This is a genomic window from Klebsiella sp. CN_Kp113, from assembly GCF_040064585.1.
Lineage (GTDB): Bacteria > Pseudomonadota > Gammaproteobacteria > Enterobacterales > Enterobacteriaceae > Klebsiella > Klebsiella michiganensis.
The window spans coordinates 14,151-35,932 of record NZ_JBEAID010000030.1 but is presented as its reverse complement, the minus strand read 5'-3'; the positions used below and the strand labels follow the sequence as shown (position 1 = coordinate 35,932).

Genomic DNA, 21,782 nt, shown 5'->3' with positions numbered 1-21,782 from the left:
TTATTTCATTACCCGATCGTCAACATAGTTACGCTTGTCTGGCGCTGGCGGGAAGTACTGATACAGCCAGGTTTCGCTGATCGCTTCCCCCTGGCAGCGCAGGAACATGCGCATTTCGACCGGGTCGGTCGAATCCGAGGTCGGGTACCAGTCAAACTGGATGCGATAGCCATCAAACGGTTCCACGTAGAGAATTTCTATCTGTTTCGCTTCGCCGCTCGACAGGGTAATCACCGGCTCAATGCCTCTTGGCGCCGCGGCCTTCAGGTCGCCGCCGACAAAATCGATAGCAAAACGACGGGTCCATTTATCCGGGTAGTGCTCACCCGGCGCCCAGCCTTCAGGGAAACCGCCCATTCCGGTGCGCGTGGCCAATACCCGCGCCAGCGGCGAACGGATCGGCGGCTGCGCGCTCCAGTAGAGTCGATAGCGGAAGTCCAGCTCATCCCCGGTTTTAACCGGCTTCTCGGGCTGCCAGAAGCAAACGATATTGTCCAGCGTTTCACCGGTCGTCGGGATCTCCATCAGGTTGACGGCCCCTTTACCCCACTGGTTGCGCGGCTCCACCCACAGGCTCGGGCGCTTGTTATACCAGCCCATGATGTCCTGATAGTGGGAGAAGTCGCGATCCAGCTGCAGCAGGCCAAAACCGCGCGGATTTTTATCCTGGAAAGCGTTGAACTGCAGCTTCTGCGGGTTGTTCAGCGGGCGGCACACCCACTCGCCGTTGCCCAGCCACATCGACAGGCGGTCGGAGTCGTGGATCTGCGGATGGATAGTGTCGCACATCCGCCGTTCGTTATTGCCGCAGCTGAACATACTGGTCATCGGCGCGATGCCCAGCTGTTTGATGTCTTTACGCGCGTAGATGTGGTTTTCCACATCCATAATCACCTGCGTCTCCTGACAGTTAACCACGAACTTATAGGCGCCGGTGACGCTTGGGCTGTCGAGCAGCGCATAGACGGTAAATACCGTAGCCCCCGGTTTCACGGTCTCAAACCAGAAGGAGGTGAAGTCCGGGAACTCTTCCGGCGTATCGGTAAAGGTATCGATCGCCAGGCCGCGGGCGGAAAGACCGTACTGGTAAGTGCTGTCTACCGCGCGGAAGTAGCTCGCGCCGAGGAAGGCGACGATATCGCGGCGCGCCAGCTCCGGCGCCTTAAACACGCGGAACCCGGCAAAGCCGAGATCGCTCTGGCCTTCCAGCTGTTTGGTGTCGACGCCGGCGTCATTATATTTAAACAGCTCGGGACGGAAGTGAATTTCCCGCGCCTGCTGGGTTTGTGAATCAAGGGAGAACATCCGTACGCGGCGGCGGAACCCCATCCCGACGTGGAAGAACTGAATATCCAGCTTGCGCTCTTCGATATTACTCCACAGGGAGTGCGCAGCATCATACTGAATGCTGTTGTAGGCCTGCGGGGTCAGGTTTGCCAGGGTTGGCGGCAGATCGCGCGGCGCGCCGCCCCAGGGCTGACGCGCAAGATCGTGGGCCATCGACTGAAGTACGGAATAGTCAAAGCGACGGGTCTGGCCGTCGGCAATTCCCGAGTCCTCGGCGAAGGCCGCTTTCGAGAATAGAGAGGCAACTCCTGACGTTCCGCATACGGCGGCAACAGCCATGGAAGATTTGAGAAAACGTCTGCGGTTCATGCCTGAGAGAGCATCCTTCTTCATATGTGAATTGAGACGCGACGTAACAAACCCATGCGTCGTGAATGTCGCTCACTCTAGACAAAAATGATTGATAATCCAATTGTTGACGGCAGAAATGCGTGAAAAAAATATGTCCACCGGACCAGACCGAATTACCGATATCCGGGGGCGGCGATGATTTCGCCAACCGGCGGCGCTTCATGCTGAATCAGGAAGCGGCCAGACGAACGCTGGCCGCGCAGGCGATTATTTTTGCTGCAGAAGATTAAAACTGGTCATCAGGTTGCGATAATCCGGAATATGGTTGGAGAACAGCGTTCCCAGCCCTTCGATATCATTACGCCAGTCGCGGTGTAGTTCACAGGCAACGCCAAACCACGACATCAGCTGTACCCCGGCCTGCGACATACGATCCCAGGCGGCATCGCGGGTAATCGGGTTAAAGGTACCGGAAGCGTCGGTCACCACAAACACCTCAAACCCCTCTTCAATGGCCGAAAGCGCCGGAAAGGCCACGCAAACTTCCGTCACCACCCCGGCAATAATCAGCTGCTTTTTGCCCGTCGCTTTGACTGCTTTAACAAAATCTTCGTTATCCCAGGCGTTAATATTACCCGGGCGCGCGATATAGGGCGCATCGGGGAATTGCGCTTTCAGCTCCGGCACCAGCGGGCCATTGGGGCCGTTCTCAAAGCTGGTGGTTAAGATAGTCGGCAGACCGAAGTACTTCGCCAGGTCGCCAAGGGCAAGGACGTTGTTCTTGAATTTATCGGGATCGATATCGCGTACCAGAGAGAGTAATCCGGTCTGGTGATCGACCAGCAGCACGGCGGCATCACTTTTATCCAGACGAACATACGGTTTGGCCATGGTTTCTTCCTCATTTTAACGTCAGATCTTCCGTCAGAACGCAGGTTCTGCGGATGCAGGGTTAACAGAGCCGATCTTAGTGTAATCGCTGGCTGAGGATTAGCCGCCTAAAGTGGGACGCATTGTTCCATTTGCAGAACGTACCGCGGCAAACGGAGATCTTCCGGACAGCGTTAATCCAGCGTCACATGGTGCTTCATCACCCGCCGAAACAGCGCCAGACGCGCGCGCATAAAACGGTTTTCCACTTTAAAACCGGCCCGCTTGTGCAAACCGATACGCAACAGACGGTCCCGTCCGCGCACGCTGGCGGGCCAGCGCACCGGCCCGGAGAGCTCGTGGCAGCCGTTACCCGCTACACGGGCAAAGCTAGCCCAATAGTCGGCAACCCGGGCGGCAAAGGTCCGGTCGCGCTCGTTCGCATACTGTCGTACCGGCTCGGCAAGGTCGAGATTGTCAAAAACGTACGCCACTTCATTACCGTGCCACGCGCCGTGCGGATAGGTTTGGTGTTCCGCCTCGGCAACGTAGTCAAACCAGTATCGCCAGCACGGTTGCCCTACCCGCTGCTGCGCCTGCATCACCACGTAACCCAGGGTGGTAAAGGCCATATCGCGGCAGACTTCACGCCCTAATGCCTCATCGCCCTTGACGCCGGGATAGAGCAGCTTAATCAAACCGAGACCAAAACGGCGTTCGCGGCGAAGCTTCTGGATCTGCCCGGCGATATCGACGCCAAACACCGCCATGACGCTGGCCTCATCGCTGTTCGAGCCGATCATCACCGGCAGCGGGTGCTGACGCCCGCTAAAAAAAGTCTCCAGCATCGGCTGCGGCAGTACGGCATCGCCAACAATGGGCGCCGGGCCGATGGTAAGCGGCGCGGTCAGCGACCAGAACGCGTCCGCCGGAATCGCCCGCAGCTGTTCGGCGCTGGCCTGCGGTAAAGAGAAGTGCTCCGCGATGAGCTGCCCTTTGGCCAGCGCCTTTTCCCGCGGCAGATCCGGCAAGGTATAGCCGCTCTGAATAATCGCCTTATGGAACAGCCCTCTGGATTTTGGCGAAACCATGAGCGACAGCACGCTGCGCGCCCCGGCGGACTCGCCGAACAGCGTCACGTTGGCCGCATCGCCGCCGAAGGCATGAATGTTCTCCTGAACCCACTGCAGGGCGGCGATCTGATCGAGCAGCGCGAAATTATAGATGCGCTCCCCCTCTTCTTTCTCCAGCGCCGGATGGGCAAAAAAGCCCAGATGCCCCAGCCGGTAGTTAACCGTGACTACCACCACGTCACGGGAGGCTAAGGCTTTACCGTCATAGGGCGGTAAGCTTCCCGCGCCGATGGTATAGCCGCCGCCGTGTAGCCAGACCATCACCGGCAGCGGCTGCGCGCGCGAAGCGGGTGACCAGACGTTAAGGTACAGGCAATCCTCGGAAAAGCGGCCGGGATCGCCGCCGCCGAGCTCACGACAGTACTCAATATCCTGCCAGCTGGAGGCCGAGAAATTCTCCGCCCTGCGCACGCCCTGCCAGCGGGCGGCAGGCTGCGGCGCGCGCCAGCGGAGATCGCCGACGGGCGGCGCGGCATAGGGTATACCGCGCCAGATATGCATGTTCTCTTCAGCGGTGCCGGATAGGGTGCCCTGCCGGGTTTTCACCAGCGGGGTAGACGGATTCTGCATGACCTGCTTCCTTTAACGACTCATGCCAGCAGAGTACTGATTTTACAGCAGACCGCAACGTCGTTTACTGCGCTCTTCCGCCTGTTGATAAAGGGCAAACTCATCATAAACCGGACAGCCCAGCGCCTCCTCAAAGGCCTGGCGGCTGGCGTTGCCGTGGCTGCGGGTCTGTATCTCGTTGCCCAGGTTAGACTGAAAAATCCCGGCGGCGCTGACCGGCAAAAAGTCTTCATAAATAATCGGTTGTGCGATGACCCAGCCGCGTTCAATCAGCGGCTGCGGATCGTCGCCCGGACGAAACGCCTGACGGTGCGCTTCGCCGGCGGGCGTCAGGCGATAGCGAAAGTACGCCAGCCCCTGCTGACGCAGCAGGAATTCGCTGTCCGGGAACGGGCTAAACACCTCCTGCAGATGACGCTGATGGGTGAGATTATCTTTGCCTACCCCCGCCTCGCCAAGCAGTCGGTCGTACAGGGCGCGGCCCTTCGGCGTTAAGGCGATACCGCGCTGCTCGATTTCGCCAAAGCGAGCCGTATGCGTGCCTCTATGCTCTCCGGCAAACATCACCGGCTCCTCAAGGGCCTTAAAGCTGGTCTGGCGCAGTAAAATGGGCACATCGCGGCGCGGCGGCCCTTCTATCAACGCTTTTGGCGCGATACCGCACTCGGGCATTAACGCCTGCACCCGGTCAATATCCAGGGTGCGCGGCGTCAGATGATTAATGTGGCAGCCGGGGAAACAGACCACATCGGCAATCAGCCGGTGCTCTTCATGCAGCGCGTGATAGGTTTCCTCATCGACGGTGGCGTGTCGATGCCAGCGAAAGGTTTCCAGCGCCTGTTGCACAAACTCGCGCGCCTCTGCGGCGGTAAACTCCCCTTTCTGTTCATGTAACGCGATCAGTTCACGACAGCGCGACGTGAAGATATCGCGTCGGGAAAGGATATCCGCCGCCCGCTGACGCAAAGCTTCATTGGCGATAAGTTCAAGTCGCAGAAGCGAGGTAAAAACGCGAAACGGATTGCGCGCCAGCGCGGCGTCATCAATGGGGCGAAACGCGGTGGAGTGAACCGGTACGCCGGCCTGCGACAGATCGTAATAGCTGACGGGATACATTCCCATAATGGCAAACATGCGACGCAAGGTCGCCAGTTCCTCCGCCGTACCGACGCGGATCGCGCCGTGGCGTTCAACGTTCAGCCGCGCCAGTTCATCGGCGTTGGCCAGTTGTTCGTGCAGCGTCGGGTTATTCTCCAGTATGGCCAGGTTAACGTCGGCCACCAGCTCCAGTAGCGTCCCGTACTGCGGAACTTCCTGCTGGTACATCGCCGACATCGCCTGCGAAAAGCTTTCCCGAATCTCATCAGCCGTGATGGTGTTCGCCATGATGTCTTACCTCCAGTGAATTCTCCCTGGAGTGTAGGAAAGCTCTCTGCAGACGGCGGGAAGAATTTACAAACTGTGATGCCGGTAGCTGGCCGGTTTATTTTCACCCGCTCACTTCATAACCGCCAGTTATGTTAAACACCCTTTAATTTCACTTTAAATTAACAAAACATTTACACACACTGCGAGTGGCGACATTACAACAACATGCCTCTCTACCGATAATATGGAGTACCCTCATGAACGAAAAATGGTCACCGCGCGAGGTCCTGCACCGCGACTACAGCAGCCATCCTCCCGCTTACGCCCCGGGCTATAAAACCAGCGTGCTGCGCTCGCCGCGCAATGCGCTCATTTCCCTGCAGAATTCCCTTTCTGAAATCACCGGACCGGTGTTCAGCAGCGACGATCTCGGCGCGCTCGATAACGACCTGATCCTCAACTACGCCAAAGACGGCCTGCCGATTGGCGAAAGGATAATCGTCCACGGCTACGTTCGCGATGGATTTGGCCGACCAATGAAAAATACGCTGGTCGAAGTCTGGCAGGCCAACGCGGGCGGACGCTACCGGCATAAGAAAGATCAATATCTGGCGCCTATCGACCCGAACTTTGGCGGCTGCGGACGGGTGCTGACCGACGAAAACGGCTACTATTGTTTCCGCACCATCAAGCCCGGCCCCTATCCGTGGCGCAACCAGGTAAGCGACTGGCGTCCGGCGCATATTCACTTTTCGCTCTCCGGCGACGCCTGGGCACAGCGCCTGATCACGCAGATGTATTTCGAAGGCGATCCGCTGATTAAACAGTGTCCTATTGTCAAAACCATCAATAACGATGATGCCATCAGGACATTAATCGCCGAGCTGGATACCCATGCCGCCGTACCGCTGGACTCTCTGGCTTACCGTTTTGATCTCGTGCTGCGCGGCCATCGCGCAACGCTGTTTGAAAACCGCACGCAGGGGGCCGCCCGATGAAAGATTATTTACCTGAAACCGCGTCACAAACCGCCGGCCCTTATGTGCATATCGGCCTCGCGCCGGACGCCGCCGGTTTCCATATCTTTGAGAAAAATTTTGGCCCGACGCTGACAACGGCAGACACCGAGGGCGAACGTATTACTATCGAAGGCAGAGTCATCGACGGCTCCGGCACGCCGGTGCGCGATGTGCTACTGGAAATCTGGCAGGCCAACGCCGCCGGGCGCTATAACCATCCCGACGACCGACAGCAGGGCAAGAAGCTGGATGCGGCGTTTCGCGGCTGGGGACGCAGCTGCTCGGACTTCACCAGCGGCGTCTGGCGCTTCGAAACCATTAAACCCGGGGCCGTGGTAGGTCGCGACGGGCGCACCATGGCGCCGCACGTCAATCTGTGGGTGGTCGCCCGCGGGATTAATATTGGCCTCAACACGCGGATGTACTTTTCCGACGAGCAGGATGCCAACCAGGTCGACCCGGTGCTGAATCTGATTGAGTGGGAAGTGCGTCGCCAGACCCTCATCGCGCAGCGCGAGGTTCGCGGCGCGGAGATCGTGTATCGCTTCGATATTCACCTGCAGGGCGAAAACGAAACCGTCTTCTTCGATATCTGAGTTTTTTCTTCCTTTTTCCGCCCCTGCCGGTCAGGGGCGACGCTATATGGCAAACTCAATAAAATCAACTTGTAAAATAATAATATAAAATGTTAATAATATTTTGCTATGAAGTTAACAATTTTAATCGCCCTTACTTGTCACTGGGACGCCTCTGTTTTTAACATTGATTATGCAAAAAAATGGTCTTTTCAGTCAGCGCATTCGCTTGCGCCATCTACATACTTTCGTGGCCGTCGCTCAACAGGGAACTCTTGGGCGCGCGGCTGAAACCTTAAATCTGAGTCAACCGGCCTTATCCAAAACGCTAAACGAACTGGAGCAGCTGACCGGTACCCGGCTGTTTGAGCGTGGACGCCTCGGCGCGCAGCTCACGCTGGTCGGCGAACAGTTTCTCACCCACGCGGTTAAAGTGCTCGACGCGCTCAATACCGCGGGACAGGCGCTAAACCGTAAAGAAGGCCTCAACAGCGATATCGTGCGCATCGGGGCGCTCCCCACCGCCGCACTGGGGATCCTGCCCTCGGTGATCGGCCAGTTCCATCAGCAGCAAAAAGATATCACCCTGCAGGTGGCGACCATGAATAACACCATGCTGCTGGCCGGACTAAAATCGGGAGAAATCGATATCGGTATCGGACGGATGTCCGATCCGGAGTTGATGAGCGGGTTGAACTATGAACTGCTGTTTCTCGAATCCCTGAAGCTGGTGGTTCGTCCGGGGCATCCGCTGCTGCAGGAAACGGTTACGCTGAGTCGGGTCATGGAGTGGCCGGTGGTGGTTTCGCCCAAAGGTACGCTGCCGCGACAGAACGCCGAAACCCTGCTGCAAAGCCAGGGCTGCAAAATTCCGTCTGGCTGCATCGAGACGCTGTCGGCTTCCCTGTCGCGCCAGCTCACCGTCGATTACGACTACGTCTGGTTTGTCCCCTCCGGTGCGGTCAAAGACGACCTGCGCCGTGGGCTGCTGGCCGCGCTGCCGGTGCCCACCCAGGGCGCGGGCGAACCGATAGGTATTCTCACCCGGGTGGACGCCACGCTCACCGCGGGAACACAAACCCTGCTGAGCGCCATTCGTAAATCGATGCCCGTCTGATCGCCCTCTCCCCGACCGTTATCCGCGTCGGGGAGATCTGACCGCCTGATTTCCTTTTCGCACCCACCATATTCACCACAATAATCAATTAGTGCGAAATCATTCATTAACAATTGCGTAAATTTCTTTAACAGATCTATCATAGCCACGATTTCACCAAATGGTTCACTCGAAATCAATAACAGTAAAAAACCTGCTTTTATGAAGGTCAACATCGCTTCATTCAAAAGCCTTCACTTGAGAAATTGATTCATCTGGTTCACGCCTGTTCAGGGGTGGTTAAGGAGAAAAAATGGCAACTGGCAACGCGCCGCGAGGATTCCCCCGGGTCCTGCAGTGGCTTCTCGCCGGGCTGATGCTGATCATCGGCCTGGCTATCGGTATTCTTGGTGCAAAGCTCGCCTCCGTTGGCGGGACCTTCTATTTTGCGATTATGGGCCTGGTGATGGTTATCGCCGCGGTGCTCATTTTCCGCAGCCGTCGCGGCGGTATCATACTGTACGCGATAGCGTTTATCGCCTCGATCGTCTGGGCCATTAGCGATGCCGGCTGGACCTACTGGCCGCTGTTCTCGCGCCTGTTCGCGCTCGGCGTACTGGCCTTCCTTGCCGCGCTGGTCTGGCCGTATCTGTCCCGGCAGCCGGCGAAAAAAGGGCCGTCGTTTGGCCTGGCAGCGGTGCTGGCGGTGGTACTGTTGGTTAGTTTCGGCTGGATGTTTAAATCCCAGCCGCTGGTCAGCGCCAGCGAGGCGGTGCCGGTTAAACCGGTCGCCGCGGGCGAGCAGCAGAAAAACTGGGCGCACTGGGGCAACACCACCCACGGCGACCGTTTCGCCGCCCTCGACCAGATTAACAAACAGAACGTTGACCAGCTGCAGGTTGCCTGGGTCGCCCACACCGGGGATATCCCGCAGAGCAACGGCTCCGGCGCGGAAGACCAGAATACGCCGCTGCAAATTGGCGATACGCTTTACGTCTGTACGCCCTACAGCAAGGTGCTGGCGCTGGATGTCGATAGCGGTAAAGAGAAATGGCGCTATGATTCAAAAGCCACCGCGCCGAACTGGCAGCGCTGCCGCGGCTTAGGCTATTACGAAGAGAGCCAGGCCCAGGTTTCCCCTGCCGTCGACGCGCAGCCGGCCGCCTGCTCCCGCCGCCTGTTCCTGCCAACCACCGACGCCCGTCTGATCGCTATTGATGCCGATAACGGTAAACTGTGCGACGCCTTCGGCGACCACGGTATTGTGGACCTGAGCGTTGGCATGGGGGAAATCAAAGCGGGTTACTACCAGCAGACCTCCACGCCGCTGGTGGCGGGTAACGTGGTCGTGGTTGGCGGTCGCGTGGCGGATAACTTCTCCACCGGCGAGCCCCCGGGCGTCGTTCGCGCCTATGATGTTCATACCGGCAAACTGGCGTGGGCATGGGATCCGGGCAACCCGAACCTGACCGGCGAACCGCCGGCCGGACAGACCTACACCCGCGGTACGCCGAACGTCTGGTCGGCCATGTCCTATGACGCGAAGCTGAATCTGATTTATCTGCCGACCGGTAACGCGACGCCGGACTTCTTTGGCGGCGAACGTACCGCGCTGGACGATAAATACAGTTCCTCCATCGTGGCCGTTGACGCCACGACCGGCCAGGTACGCTGGCATTATCAGACCACCCATCACGATCTCTGGGATTTCGACCTGCCTTCCCAGCCGCTGCTGTACGATCTGCCTGACGGTAAAGGCGGCACCACGCCGGTGCTGGTGCAAACCAGCAAGCAGGGCATGATCTTTATGCTGAACCGCGCCACCGGTGAACCGGTCGCCAAGGTTGAGGAACGTCCAGTCCCGGCGGGCAACGTCAAGGGCGAGCGCTACTCGCCGACCCAGCCCTACTCCGTCGGCATGCCAATGATCGGCAACGAGACGCTGACCGAGTCGGATATGTGGGGCGCGACGCCTGTCGACCTGCTGCTGTGCCGCATCCAGTTTAAAGAGATGCGTCACCAGGGCGTCTTCACCCCGCCGGGCGAGGATCGTTCGCTGCAGTATCCCGGCTCGCTGGGCGGGATGAACTGGGGCAGCGTGTCGGTTGACCCGAACAACAGCCTGATGTTCGTCAATGATATGCGCCTTGGCCTCGCCAACTATATGGTGCCGCGCGCCAAAGTGGCTAAGGACGCCAGCGGTATCGAAATGGGGATTGTGCCGATGGAGGGCACGCCGTTCGGCGCCATGCGCGAACGCTTTCTGTCGCCGCTGGGCATTCCGTGCCAGAAACCACCGTTCGGCACTATGTCAGCGGTCGATCTGAAAACCGGCAAACTGGTGTGGCAGGTTCCGGTGGGCACCGTTGAGGACACCGGCCCGCTGGGGATCCGCATGCATATGCCAATCCCTATCGGTATGCCGACGCTGGGCGCCTCGTTATCAACCCAGTCCGGCCTGCTGTTCTTCGCGGGCACCCAGGACTTCTACCTGCGCGCGTTTGATACCGCCAACGGGAAAGAGATCTGGAAATCGCGTCTGCCGGTCGGCAGCCAGTCCGGCCCGATGACCTACGTATCGCCGAAAACCGGCAAGCAGTACATCATCATCAACGCGGGCGGCGCTCGCCAGTCGCCGGACCGCGGCGATTATATTATCGCCTACGCGCTTCCGCAGCAGAAGTAACCACCAGGGCCCCAAACGGGGCCCTTTTTGCGGCCCGGGAACCGCCCGGTGGCGGCTGGCGTGAAAGCAAAATCATCTTCAGCCCCCTAAGCAAGCCATTTTCATTCAGCTATGTTACTATTGCGAATGGTTATCAATAATAACAACTGAACAAGGATAATGGATGAAAAGTTCACCCTGCCGCCTGCTCGCAGGCACCTTCATGTTAGCCGCCGCCTCGGCTCAGGCGTTAAAAGCCCCGGAAGTGGACCTGCGCGATCCGACGATTTGGGAAGAGAAAGCGGCGTCTCCGCTCACCGCCAGCCCACAGCCCTGCGAGGTGTTCAGCGGCCCGCACTGCGCGGTCTGGGAAGATGAGAAATCGGATATTCAGCGTGAACGGGAGCGGCGGGAACAGCGGCGATGGCAGAATGGTTATGAAAACCTGCGGCGGGAGTAATCCCTCTTAAACGATAACCCGGGCATGCCCGGGTTATTTTTCACCAGGAAAATCAATTCTCGCCGAAATGAATGACGGTACGAATGGATTTACCTTCATGCATCAGATCAAACGCTTCGTTGATTTGATCCAGCGGCATACGGTGGGTAATAAACGGATCGAGGCGAATTTTCCCCGCCATCGCCTCTTCAACCATTCCCGGCAGCTGGGTACGCCCTTTCACGCCGCCGAACGCGGAGCCGCGCCAGACGCGCCCGGTGACCAGCTGGAATGGGCGGGTTTTAATCTCCTGGCCCGCGCCGGCAACGCCGATGATGACGCTTTCGCCCCAGCCTTTGTGGCAGCACTCCAGCGCCGCGCGCATCACGTTGACGTTACCGATACACTCGAAGCTAAAGTCGACGCCGCCGTCGGTGAGTTCAACAATCACATCCTGCACCGGCTTATCGTAATCATTCGGGTTGATAAAGTCGGTCGCGCCCATCTCTTTCGCGAGGGTGAATTTTTCCGGGTTGGTATCCACCGCCAGAATGCGCCCGGCTTTCGCCTGTACCGCGCCCTGGATCACCGCCAGGCCGATCCCGCCGAGGCCGAAGACGGCGACGGTATCGCCCTCTTTTACTTTCGCCGTATTGTGCACCGCGCCGATGCCGGTAGTGACGCCGCAGCCCAGCAGGCAGACTTTATCCAGCGGCGCCTGCGGGTTCACTTTTGCCAGCGAAATTTCGGCCACTACGGTGTATTCGCTGAAGGTGCTGGTCCCCATATAGTGATAAATCGGTTCACCGTTATAGGAGAAACGGGTGGTGCCGTCCGGCATCAGGCCTTTACCCTGAGTGGCGCGCACCGCCTGGCAGAGGTTAGTTTTGCCGGATTTACAGAACTTACACTCGCGGCATTCGGCGGTATACAGAGGAATAACGTGGTCGCCCGGCTGCAAGCTGGTCACGCCTTCCCCCACTTCGACGACAATCCCGCCGCCTTCATGGCCCAGTACCGCCGGGAAAACGCCTTCCGGATCGTCGCCTGAGAGGGTAAAGGCATCGGTGTGGCATACGCCGGTATGGGTGATTTTGACCAGCACTTCGCCTTTTTTCGGCGGCGCGACGTCAATCTCAACGATTGAAAGCGGCTGGCCTGGGCCAAACGCGACGGCTGCACGTGATTTCATATCTCTCTTCCTCGTGGTGATTTTATTTTAAATAGGACCGTAGCAGATGCCCGACTTCCGCCATTCTGGCGGCGCGCTGGTCTGGCGTCGTTTCGCCGCTGACCAGTTCATCCTGCAGATGAATTTCAACCATCTCTCCCATCAGGCCGTTGGCGGCGCCGCGAATTGAGGCGATTTGTTGCAGAATGGTCATACAGGGTTCGCCGGATTCCAGCGCCCGCTCGAGCGCTTCAACCTGGCCACGGATGCGCCTTACCCGACTGAGGGCACGCTTTTTATCTTCAGGTGAATGTGGCATGGTGACGCCCTCCATATCATATAGGGGGGTATACTATATTTATTGTTGCCATGAGGCAAATGGCTTCGCCGCTTTAACCGTAGCATAGCGGCGAGAATTTGCGCTTAGCAGAAGTTGAAGCCCCGAAGAATTAGACAAAAAAACCCGCCGAAGCGGGTTTATCGAGGTTTAACGCCTGCGCGGCATCATCCTCAGCAGCGTGTTATCTTTCCAGAAGTAGTGGTGCAACAGCGCCGCCAGCGCGTGCAGGCCAATGATAAAGTAGCCGGTATTGGCCAGCAGCTCGTGCCACGCTTTCAGGGTATCCACCAGCTCAAAGTTGCTTTCCGCCGCGTGCGGCATGGTCAGGCCAAACGCGAACCACGGGTTACCGCGGTAGTACATCATGACCATGCCGATGGCCGGCAGCGCGATAAACAGCAGATAGATAACCAGATGCCCCAGATGTGCGAAGCCGGTCATCATCGGCGACGGCTTAGGCACAATTGGCGGCGCCGGGGATTTGAGACGCACCAACAGGCGCACCACCATCAGAACAAAAATAGAAATCCCGCAGGAGACGTGAATCATATTGATGGCGGGTCGAGCGCTGCGGGGGAAAAAGCCCCGCAGCTCCATCGCCGCGTAAGCGCCTATCACTAAAAGAAACACCAGCCAGTGGATGCCAATTTGCAGGCCAGAATATTTATCGCGCATGAGAAACCCTTAATAAAACGGTGATATCGCCAACATAAACACCTTTTATTAAAAATTCATTAACTTTTACGTACTTATAAAAAAACAATTGTCGGTTTCACGCATTTAATGCAAAAGCGGCGAGTTATCCCCGGCGCAGGAATACGGGGAACGTATACCTCGGCCTTGACGCTGTATATAATCACAGTACAATACTCCCTGCTATTACCATCAACGGGATAAAAAATGTTCGTAGAGCTGATTTATGACAAAAGAAATTTCGAGGGATTGGCCGGCGCTAAAGAGATCATTCTTAATGAACTGACGAAGCGAGTGCATCGCATTTTTCCCGATGCCGACGTCCGCGTTAAGCCGATGATGACCCTGGCTTCCATCAATACTGACGCCAGCAAGCACGAGAAGGAGCAGATCAGCCGCGCCGTGCAGGAGATGTTCGAAGAAGCCGATATGTGGATGCAGGAAGATTAACGGACGAGTGTTGAGGAAACGATGAACACTTTCAGCATAATAGCCATCCCCCTCTTTGCCGCAGCGGTGGTGATGTTGACGTTGGGGGCGACCCGGAAAAACCGTGCCTGCGCTATCGTCGGCGGCGTTTTGATGGCCGCGACCGTGGTTAACGCGGTGACCGGCATGGCGCTACAGGGCGGGTAACAGAATGAGTTTTGTCTGGTACATGGCGCTGATATGCATTGTGATAGCGTATCTTATGATGACCTTCCTCCCCGTTTAATCCCGGGTTTTCGCCTACCCGGGCTTCTTCTACCGGCGGGATCATATCCCCTTGCGCACCAGCGTTGCCGCCTGCATAAAAATCTCGTCCTCGACGCCATCCCCCTTCTGTCTGCCCAGCCTCACCAGTTCTTCAACAATGCTTTCCCGGTTGATTGGCCTCTGGCCAGAGACCAGGCCAATAACCGCCGCGCCAATCGCAAGACCAATCAGCCCCGTTTGCTCTTCTTTGTTCTTCATCGTTCCGCTCCGTTATGCCCGAAAAAAGTTTAGCAGCCGCATCAGCGACTGCAACCCGGGCCTCCACGGGGGTTGATACCCGCGAAATCGTCTTCAAAAGCAGTACGGATTCCGGGTCAGGCAAAGCCTGCCTCCGGCTCGTTGGCCCGTTGAGGGACGCTAAAAAGTGTGAAGTTGATCAAAAACAACAAAATGACGGGCCGAGAGGCGTATTGGTATTACGTCCGCGCCGGGGGCAGCCCGGCGCGAGAAGCGATTGTTACCACCCGATGATTAAAAGGAGAAATCAGCATGATCACTTACGATCGTAACCGCAATCCTATTACTAACGGCAGCCAGGTGATGATTAACGGGACGGGTAAAACCGGTAAAATTATCGCTATCCACGCGACGGGCTTAACGCCAGCCCAGCTGCGCCGTAATAAGACAGTCGAAGTGGAAGGGACGGAAGGTAAGTTCGAGCCCGTTGAACTGATCCGCCTTGGTCTCCACTAAGGAAGCGCAAGCCGCCGCGGCATCAGCCAGACGCCGAATATCGGCTGGCGACGCCGGGCGGTTCCCTACCGGCGCTCGGCGCCATGGCTGGTCTTCGCCTGATACATGCGCCGGTCCGCCACCGCAACGATCTCATTGAGGCTATGATGCGTTGCAGGGTCGTATTCAACGCAGCCCCAGGAAAAGGCCAGCTGCCACGGATTGCCCGCCTGTTGATTATATTCAGCAACGTTATTGCTTAGCTGCGCCATCGCGATGCCCGCCGCCTGCTGGGCAGTATTAGCAAGCAGGATAATAAACTCATCTCCGCCCTGCCTGGCAATGATATCCGACTCCCGGAAGGTGGCTTTCATCAAATCAGCCATCGCCGTCAGGGCTTTATCCCCCTGTTCATGACCCCAGGTATCGTTAATCAGCTTAAAGCGATCGAGATCGATAAATACGAGGCTCGCCGGTTCATTGCGCCGCCTGGCCGTCAGCAGCGCGTACTCCGCTAACGACATAAAACCCCGGCGGTTGAACAGCCCCGTCAGCTCATCGGCGGTCGCCGCGTCGAGCACCTTGAATTCATCTTCAACGATGGCGGCCAGGTCGCTTAATATTTGTATCTCATGCACGGAAAAGGCGCGCGGCTTGTGGTCCATCAGGCAGAACGCGCCGACCGTCGCGCCGTCAGGCAGCTGTACCGGGTATCCGGCATAAAAGCGGATAAAAGGCGCTTCCGTGACCAGCGGGTTATCGTGAAAGCGCAGATCCTGCTGCAGGTCATTAACGATTAAAGGGTCGGTCTGCAGGATAGTATGCGCGCAGAACGTGATATCCCTCGGCAGGGTATCGACTTCAAGTCCGGCGCAGGATTTTACATGCAGGGTATTTTCTCCCACGAGGCTAACCGACGCCACCGGCAGATCGTAGAGCGTACGCGCAAGCCGGGTCAGGCGATCGAAACGCTCTTCTTTTCCGCTATTAAGTAATCCGGATGCCCGCAGCGATTGCAGGCGACGCAGTTCATCGGGATGGAGTCCGGCTAATTTCAATTTTTCTCTCTTACGTTATCAGGATAGATGACGCTGCGCTTATCACTGAAGCGCGCATCAGGCTGTTAACAGACGATTCACATTTGTTGTCTCATGAGTTAAGCATATTTCGCTGACTCGTCAAACGAGACATCAGGTTCGTTCCGTCGCGGCCCACTCCCTCAGCCTCTCTTTCAGCCACTGGCTCGCGCCGCGCTGCCCGCTCCGCTTGTGGGAATAGATTTTCACTTCAAACGGCGGAACCTCAAACGGTAATTCAAAGACCTTCAGCGTCGCCGCGTCAGTCATTTTTGCCGCGGCAGAGCGCGGTATCGCCATAAGCAGTTCACTTTGCGCAATAATAGCTGGCGCGCTCAGCATAGAGGGGGTTTTGATGGTGATATGCCGCGAGAAGCCCATTTTCGCAAGCTGCACGTCGAGAACGCCCTGGCTTTCATTCCACGGGGTGACTACCAGATGCTGTGCTGCCAGGTAGTCCGTCAGCGTGAGCCGGGATCGCCTGGCGCTGCTTATCGCAACATAATCATCTTTCAGCCAGCAAATCTCATCCAGCTCCGGATGCTCTGCTTCATCCAGCGCGCTAAATCCCAGCGCTAAATCCACCTCGCCGGCCAGCAGTTCCGTCAGCGCCGGGCAGTGCGGCAGATAGCGCAGTTCGAAACGCAGGCCTGGCGCCTGTTGCTGTAGCCTGGGCATCAGCGTCGGGAAAACGCACTGCGCGGTGAAGTCCGTGATCGCTATCTGTAGGCAGTCGGTACTGGCTGAGGCAACAAACTTCGGCTGCGGAGTAAGCTCCTGATCTAAAAACTTGAGCGCCGAAGCGATGGAAGGCGCGAGCTGGGTGGCGTATACGCTGGGGCACATACGATGACCTTCGCGATAGAAAAGCGGGTCGTTGAGCGCGGCGCGCAGTCTGGATAGCGCGTGGCTTAACGCTGATGTGCTCATCGCCAGCTCTTCCGCCGCCAGGCGCACCGAACGATAGCGGTAGACCGCCTCAAATACCGGCAGCAGATTCAAATCAAGACGGCGAAGCGCAGGATGCATAATATTCATCATTGGGTGATTTCATTGCACTTAATTCTTCTAACCTTAACGTTTATGCTTGGCGGTATCAAACTCACGATGGCACAACAGGTACTCCAATGAATATGACCATTCGTCAGGCCCGCCCGGCGGACGCAAAAGCAATTTATGACATGATTTACGAGCTTGCGGTTTATGAAAAAGCGCCGGAGCAGGTGGTCACCACGGTAGATGAAATCCAGGCATCGCTTTTCGCCAGCGACAGCAAAACGGAAGCGCTAATCTGCGAGATTGACAATAAGGTTGCCGGGTACGCGGTGTTCTTCACCAGCTATTCCACCTGGCTCGGTCGAAACGGCATCTATATGGAAGATCTGTACGTCACTCCCGAATTTCGCGGTCGCGGCGCTGGAAAAGCGCTATTGCGAACCATCGCTCAGCTGGCGGTAAAAAGAGAGTGCGGTCGCCTGGAGTGGAGCGTGCTCGACTGGAACCAGCCGGCCATTGATTTTTATCTGAGCATTGGCGCCGTTGCGCAAAGTGAGTGGGTTCGCTATCGCCTTGACGGCGCCGCGCTTGCCGCTTTTGCTGAACGGGGCGGGAACGCCGAATAATCGGCCACCCGGCGGGCCCTTCCCGGGCCCATCTTTTCAACCCCTTGCCAATATGCCCGCGGCGTATAAAGCTGAAACAAAAAATTATTAACCCTTAACGCCCCGCCCACAACCCGCCGAATTTATTCACTTTTCCGTACGCGTTTTTATCAGCATTTAACGGCGCCGGAAAAATCGTTGGTTGCCCTATTCCGCCAGCTGAACTAAGCCTGGAGAAGTTTTCACCTGACAGTTCAACTGACCTGGAGATTCTTCATGAGTAAACTCGGGATTAATGGATTTGGGCGTATTGGACGTTTAGTACTGCGCCGATTACTGGAGGTTAATAGTCCTTTAGAGGTCGTCGCCATCAACGACCTCACCTCCCCCAAGGTACTGGCCTACCTGCTTAAGCATGATTCTAACTACGGACCATTCCCGTGGAGCGTCGATTTTACTGAAGATGCGCTTATCGTTGACGGCAAAAAAATTACCGTTTATGCCGAAAAAGAGGCTCAGCATATTCCGTGGAAAGCGGTCGGTGCCGAGCTGATTGTCGAGTGTACGGGTTTTTATACCTCCGCGGAAAAAGCGCAAGCTCATCTGACCGCCGGCGCTAAAAAAGTGCTTATCTCCGCGCCCGCTGGCGATATGAAAACCATTGTCTATAACGTTAACGACGACACGCTGGAGGCAAACGATACGATTATTTCCGTGGCCTCCTGCACCACCAACTGCCTGGCGCCGATGGCGAAAGTGCTGAATGACGCCTTTGGTATTAAGGTGGGAACCATGACCACCATTCACGCCTATACCGGTACGCAATCGCTGGTTGACGGCCCGCGCGGCAAAGATCTACGCGCTTCCCGCGCGGCGGCGGAAAATATCATTCCGCATACAACCGGGGCGGCGAAAGCCATCGGGCTGGTTATTCCAGCGCTTAGCGGCAAGCTGAAGGGCCACGCCCAGCGCGTGCCGACGAAAACCGGGTCGGTGACTGAGCTGGTGTCGGTGCTGGAGAAAAAGGTCTCCGCCGAAGAAGTCAATCAGGCGATGAAAAACGCGGCGACGAACAACGAATCATTCGGTTACACCGAAGAGGAGATCGTCTCGTCGGACGTGATTGGCAGCCATTTCGGTTCCATTTATGACGCCACGCAGCTGGAGATTGCCGAGGTTGGCGATCTCCAGCTGGTGAAAACCGTCTCCTGGTACGATAACGAGTATGGCTTCGTTACCCAGCTTATCCGCGTACTGGATAAGTTCGCCAAATAAATCCCGGGGGCGGCTGACGCCTTGCCCAGGCTACAGGTACGTGCGGCCTGCGTTTGGGTAGCCCGGGTAAGGCGTCAGCCGCGACCCGGGAGGCGGTCTGCGGGCTGGGTAGCCCGGACAGATGCGCAGCATCGTCTCCGGGAAGCCCACCGGTTCTCTGCTGACTCAGGCCTGCAGATAGACCACCTGGGTTTGCAGATACTCATTCAGACCATGACGCCCGTCGGCGCCGCCGATGCCCGATTTACGCCATCCAGCATGGAAACCCTGCATCGCTTCGAAGTTCTCGCGGTTAATATAGGTTTCACCAAACTTCAACCCTTTGATCGCCTTCATCGCGACGTTCAAATCGCGGGTATAGATTGACGACGTCAGCCCGTAATCGCTATCGTTGGCCATCGCCAGCGCCTCTTCAAGGGTATCAAACGCCACCACCGGCAGCACCGGGCCGAACGTCTCTTCATGCACGATATCCATCTCCTGGCGCACGTCCAGCAGCAGCGTCGGCGGATAGAAATAGCCCTTACCCGTCACCGCTTTCCCACCCAGGACGACGCGCGCGCCCTGGGCCACCGCTTTCGCCACCTTCTGCTCCACGCGCTCCAGCGCGGCGGCGTTAATCAACGGTCCCATTGCGATATCGTCGCGTGACGCCGGATCGCCAAACTGCACCGCCTTCAGCGCTTCGCCCAGACGGTTAACGAAGCGATCGTAAATGCCCTTTTGCACATATACGCGCTCAACGCAGTTACACACCTGCCCGCTATTAATTACGCGAGAATCCACCACTGCCTTAACCGCCAGCTCAAGATCCGCATCGTCCATCACGATAGCGGGCGCTTTACCGCCCAGCTCCAGACACACTTTGGTGATGTTTTTCGCCGCCGCGGCCATAATCTTCTCGCCCGCGGCGACGCTGCCGGTCATGCTGACCATCGCCACTTTCGGATTGCTCGCCAGCTCCTGGCCCACGGTTTCGCCGCGCCCCAGCACCAGGTTAAAGACCCCTTTCGGCAGGCCGATATCATGGACGATTTGCGCAAAAGCGATGGCGTTATTCGGCGTAAATTCACTCGGTTTAATCACGATGGTATTACCGGTAATGAGCGCCGGCGCCAGCTTGCGGGCAATCAGGAAGAATGGAAAATTCCACGGCAGAATGCCGGTGGTCACGCCCAGCGCGCGCTTGAATACCAGAATATTTTCCCCCGGCCGGTCGCTCTGTACAATTTCACCTTCATAACGGCGCGCCCATTCGGCCATATAATCCAGATAATCGGCGGTAAAGGAGACCTCCACCGCGGCCAGCTGCTGTATTTTTCCGCCCTCGGCGACGATCAGCGCGGCGATCTCCTCGGCCCGCTCGCGGATACCGGCAGCGATTTTGCGCAGCCACCCCGCTCGTTCAATCGCCGGCAGGGCTTCCCAGCCCGGCTGCGCGCGCTCAGCGGCCAGAATCGCGCGCCGGGCATCTTCCGCGCTGCCGTCGGGAATACGCGAAATCAGCGCTTCCGTCGCCGGATTGATCACATCAATCCATGCATCACCGCGGCCGGGTTCAAACTGGCCGTCAATATACATAGGGTGTTGAACGGGTGCTGTCATGGTCTGCTCCTCAGGATTATTGTTTTTAACAGGTGAACTAGATGTTAAAAATTATCGCCCACCAGGCAAAGGGACAGCATGAGCGCTTGTTTTTGTGAGATATTTCATAAAAACGGAGCAATCCGGGGCGTAAAAAATCACAATTCAATAACAGATGATGCCCGTTTGCGATATCGCTAACGCAAACGGGCAGGATGAGAGTTACCGGCTAATAGGTCCTGCGTTCGAAGGGGAAATGCGGGCTGGCTATCATGGCATGCCGCGCCATTCCCTAAGCCAGCTGACGCGCGCTTAGCGCATCGGAGAGCAGGCGGTCGTCGCGCAGCGTCTGCCACGCCTGAGCGATGTGCGGCGGAATATCCACATGAGCGATAAATCCCTTACCCAGGGGGCCGTAGCCCTGCGGGTTATCCGCCAGCCGCGGCAGTTCACCGAGGATTAGCGCCAGATAGCGCCCCACCGGCCACAGACCCGCCTCTTCCCCGCTGAACGTGACGCCGTCACGCCCGTTACACAACACCGGTGAACAGCCCGGCGCGCTGTACCACGTCGGCGCACGCGGGTCGTCTTGCCAGACGCGGGCAAATGTCGCCATCGTTCGCCGCTGCATGGTCGGATCCTGAACCACCACGCCCGTACGGTGCGCAATGCCGTTGTGCTCCAGCATCTGCCGGGTAAAGCGCGCGTTCTCGCCGCAGTTGGTGGAACGATCCTCCACCACGATGTGCTCGCGCGGAATAGCCCAGAACTGATGGGCAATGTCGGCCAGAATATGCGCCTCAGCGCGATCGTCTACCGGAATGGTGCTGTAGCGCGGGTCATTCAACACCGACTGGTATAAAAACGAGGTGGAGTGGCCGATACCGCCGCTGATCAGCAGAGGAACGGCGTGATGCGCTGCCAGCCGGCAGGCGAAATCAATGGTCGGGATCACCGCATTGCCTGCCAGCACCACCAGCTCTATTTGCGGATCCTGCGGTAAATCATCCTGCGCCAGCCAGGCCCCCAGCTGGTTCGCCGCGGCCAGTACCGCCTCCGGCAGCGATGGAAAATGCTCTGACATGTTCTCTCCTTTTAGCGTTCTTAGCCTGACATTATCGGCCACCATCTTAGACGGTACAGCGTACTTTGGGGTAATAAAGTGCGAACAGAACACCCACGCCCGTTATGCAACAAAGTCAACACATATACATAGCGTTTTATTCACTTTTTGAAGAGGG

23 protein-coding genes are annotated in these 21,782 nt (G+C 57.4%); 11 read left to right on the top strand and 12 right to left on the bottom strand.

Annotated features, from left to right (window positions below; translation table 11 throughout):
* Nucleotides 1-1,656: a glucan biosynthesis protein gene (locus ABLV30_RS20055; RefSeq protein ID WP_348865648.1), complete on the bottom strand. Its 1,656-nt coding sequence runs from the start codon at nucleotides 1,654-1,656 to the stop codon at nucleotides 1-3.
* A 122-nt stretch (nucleotides 1,657-1,778) separates the two neighbouring features.
* On the opposite strand from ABLV30_RS20055, the gene ABLV30_RS20050 reads away from it, so the two are divergent.
* A complete protein-coding gene (locus ABLV30_RS20050; RefSeq protein WP_177342511.1) occupies nucleotides 1,779-1,928 on the top strand; it encodes a hypothetical protein in 150 nt (49 codons plus the stop codon).
* Here ABLV30_RS20050 and ycaC read toward each other — a convergent pair.
* From ycaC to ABLV30_RS20035, 3 genes are all read right to left on the bottom strand, one after another.
* Nucleotides 1,906-2,529, bottom strand: a complete 624-nt coding sequence (ycaC, locus tag ABLV30_RS20045; protein ID WP_004850558.1) for an isochorismate family cysteine hydrolase YcaC — start codon at nucleotides 2,527-2,529, stop codon at nucleotides 1,906-1,908. The two genes, ABLV30_RS20050 and ycaC, sit on opposite strands and share 23 nt — an antisense overlap.
* Before the next feature lie 173 nt (nucleotides 2,530-2,702).
* Nucleotides 2,703-4,211: a carboxylesterase/lipase family protein gene (locus tag ABLV30_RS20040; protein ID WP_048263587.1), complete on the bottom strand. Its 1,509-nt coding sequence runs from the start codon at nucleotides 4,209-4,211 to the stop codon at nucleotides 2,703-2,705.
* Between the two features lie 42 nt (nucleotides 4,212-4,253).
* Nucleotides 4,254-5,597, bottom strand: coding sequence for a VOC family protein (locus ABLV30_RS20035; RefSeq protein WP_048263586.1), 1,344 nt, complete (start codon nucleotides 5,595-5,597; stop codon nucleotides 4,254-4,256).
* 239 nt (nucleotides 5,598-5,836) lie between these two features.
* Between ABLV30_RS20035 and pcaH the strand changes: the two genes are divergently transcribed.
* From pcaH to ABLV30_RS20010, 5 genes are all read left to right on the top strand, one after another.
* Nucleotides 5,837-6,577 carry a protocatechuate 3,4-dioxygenase subunit beta gene (pcaH, locus tag ABLV30_RS20030; protein WP_032749246.1) on the top strand — a complete coding sequence of 247 codons (741 nt, stop codon included), beginning with the start codon at nucleotides 5,837-5,839 and terminating at the stop codon, nucleotides 6,575-6,577.
* Nucleotides 6,574-7,194 (top strand): protocatechuate 3,4-dioxygenase subunit alpha, encoded by a 621-nt coding sequence (gene pcaG / locus ABLV30_RS20025; protein ID WP_004850549.1) that lies wholly within the window; start codon nucleotides 6,574-6,576, stop codon nucleotides 7,192-7,194. The genes pcaH and pcaG overlap by 4 nt, the downstream gene beginning before the upstream one ends.
* Before the next feature lie 172 nt (nucleotides 7,195-7,366).
* Nucleotides 7,367-8,290, top strand: coding sequence for a LysR substrate-binding domain-containing protein (locus tag ABLV30_RS20020; RefSeq protein WP_004850547.1), 924 nt, complete (start codon nucleotides 7,367-7,369; stop codon nucleotides 8,288-8,290).
* A 292-nt stretch (nucleotides 8,291-8,582) separates the two neighbouring features.
* A complete protein-coding gene (locus tag ABLV30_RS20015) occupies nucleotides 8,583-10,955 on the top strand; it encodes a membrane-bound PQQ-dependent dehydrogenase, glucose/quinate/shikimate family (protein WP_049084349.1) in 2,373 nt (790 codons plus the stop codon).
* 163 nt (nucleotides 10,956-11,118) lie between these two features.
* Complete coding sequence (locus tag ABLV30_RS20010; RefSeq protein ID WP_025107907.1) at nucleotides 11,119-11,394, top strand: hypothetical protein; 276 nt, start codon at nucleotides 11,119-11,121, stop codon at nucleotides 11,392-11,394.
* A 52-nt stretch (nucleotides 11,395-11,446) separates the two neighbouring features.
* Here ABLV30_RS20010 and ABLV30_RS20005 read toward each other — a convergent pair whose 3' ends face one another.
* From ABLV30_RS20005 to cybB, 3 genes are all read right to left on the bottom strand, one after another.
* The gene (locus ABLV30_RS20005; protein ID WP_014229209.1) at nucleotides 11,447-12,565 is read right to left on the bottom strand and encodes an S-(hydroxymethyl)glutathione dehydrogenase/class III alcohol dehydrogenase; all 1,119 of its coding nucleotides are present in this window, start codon (nucleotides 12,563-12,565) and stop codon (nucleotides 11,447-11,449) included.
* A 22-nt stretch (nucleotides 12,566-12,587) separates the two neighbouring features.
* Nucleotides 12,588-12,863: a metal/formaldehyde-sensitive transcriptional repressor gene (locus tag ABLV30_RS20000; protein WP_004101746.1), complete on the bottom strand. Its 276-nt coding sequence runs from the start codon at nucleotides 12,861-12,863 to the stop codon at nucleotides 12,588-12,590.
* Nucleotides 12,864-13,031: 168 nt separating this feature from the next.
* Complete coding sequence (gene cybB, locus ABLV30_RS19995) at nucleotides 13,032-13,559, bottom strand: cytochrome b561 (RefSeq protein WP_048263584.1); 528 nt, start codon at nucleotides 13,557-13,559, stop codon at nucleotides 13,032-13,034.
* Nucleotides 13,560-13,784: 225 nt separating this feature from the next.
* Here cybB and ABLV30_RS19990 point away from each other — a divergent pair, with 225 nt between their 5' ends.
* Together ABLV30_RS19990 and ABLV30_RS19985 are read left to right on the top strand one after the other, a co-directional pair.
* Nucleotides 13,785-14,027, top strand: coding sequence for a DinI family protein (locus ABLV30_RS19990; protein ID WP_004101739.1), 243 nt, complete (start codon nucleotides 13,785-13,787; stop codon nucleotides 14,025-14,027).
* A gap of 21 nt (nucleotides 14,028-14,048) precedes the next feature.
* Nucleotides 14,049-14,213 (top strand): hypothetical protein, encoded by a 165-nt coding sequence (locus ABLV30_RS19985; RefSeq protein WP_004850538.1) that lies wholly within the window; start codon nucleotides 14,049-14,051, stop codon nucleotides 14,211-14,213.
* A gap of 120 nt (nucleotides 14,214-14,333) precedes the next feature.
* Here ABLV30_RS19985 and ABLV30_RS19980 read toward each other — a convergent pair whose 3' ends face one another.
* The gene (locus tag ABLV30_RS19980; RefSeq protein ID WP_048263583.1) at nucleotides 14,334-14,531 is read right to left on the bottom strand and encodes a hypothetical protein; all 198 of its coding nucleotides are present in this window, start codon (nucleotides 14,529-14,531) and stop codon (nucleotides 14,334-14,336) included.
* A gap of 291 nt (nucleotides 14,532-14,822) precedes the next feature.
* Between ABLV30_RS19980 and ydfZ the strand changes: the two genes are divergently transcribed.
* Entirely contained in the window at nucleotides 14,823-15,026 is a 204-nt protein-coding gene (ydfZ, locus tag ABLV30_RS19975) for a putative selenium delivery protein YdfZ (RefSeq protein WP_004850536.1), read from the top strand.
* A gap of 65 nt (nucleotides 15,027-15,091) precedes the next feature.
* On the opposite strand, the gene ABLV30_RS19970 is transcribed toward ydfZ, so the two are convergent.
* A complete protein-coding gene (locus tag ABLV30_RS19970) occupies nucleotides 15,092-16,063 on the bottom strand; it encodes a sensor domain-containing diguanylate cyclase (RefSeq protein WP_014229205.1) in 972 nt (323 codons plus the stop codon).
* Nucleotides 16,064-16,195: 132 nt separating this feature from the next.
* Complete coding sequence (locus ABLV30_RS19965; protein WP_348865650.1) at nucleotides 16,196-17,119, bottom strand: LysR family transcriptional regulator; 924 nt, start codon at nucleotides 17,117-17,119, stop codon at nucleotides 16,196-16,198.
* A gap of 89 nt (nucleotides 17,120-17,208) precedes the next feature.
* Between ABLV30_RS19965 and ABLV30_RS19960 the strand changes: the two genes are divergently transcribed.
* Nucleotides 17,209-17,703, top strand: a complete 495-nt coding sequence (locus tag ABLV30_RS19960) for a GNAT family N-acetyltransferase (protein ID WP_014838362.1) — start codon at nucleotides 17,209-17,211, stop codon at nucleotides 17,701-17,703.
* A gap of 255 nt (nucleotides 17,704-17,958) precedes the next feature.
* On the top strand, nucleotides 17,959-18,957 hold the full coding sequence (gap, locus tag ABLV30_RS19955; protein ID WP_004850532.1) for a type I glyceraldehyde-3-phosphate dehydrogenase: 999 nt from the start codon (nucleotides 17,959-17,961) through the stop codon (nucleotides 18,955-18,957).
* A 165-nt stretch (nucleotides 18,958-19,122) separates the two neighbouring features.
* On the opposite strand, the gene aldA is transcribed toward gap, so the two are convergent.
* Nucleotides 19,123-20,562, bottom strand: coding sequence for an aldehyde dehydrogenase (gene aldA, locus ABLV30_RS19950; RefSeq protein WP_032719013.1), 1,440 nt, complete (start codon nucleotides 20,560-20,562; stop codon nucleotides 19,123-19,125).
* Between the two features lie 271 nt (nucleotides 20,563-20,833).
* The gene (locus ABLV30_RS19945) at nucleotides 20,834-21,625 is read right to left on the bottom strand and encodes a YdcF family protein (RefSeq protein WP_049084345.1); all 792 of its coding nucleotides are present in this window, start codon (nucleotides 21,623-21,625) and stop codon (nucleotides 20,834-20,836) included.
* Nucleotides 21,626-21,782 lie beyond the last annotated feature (157 nt).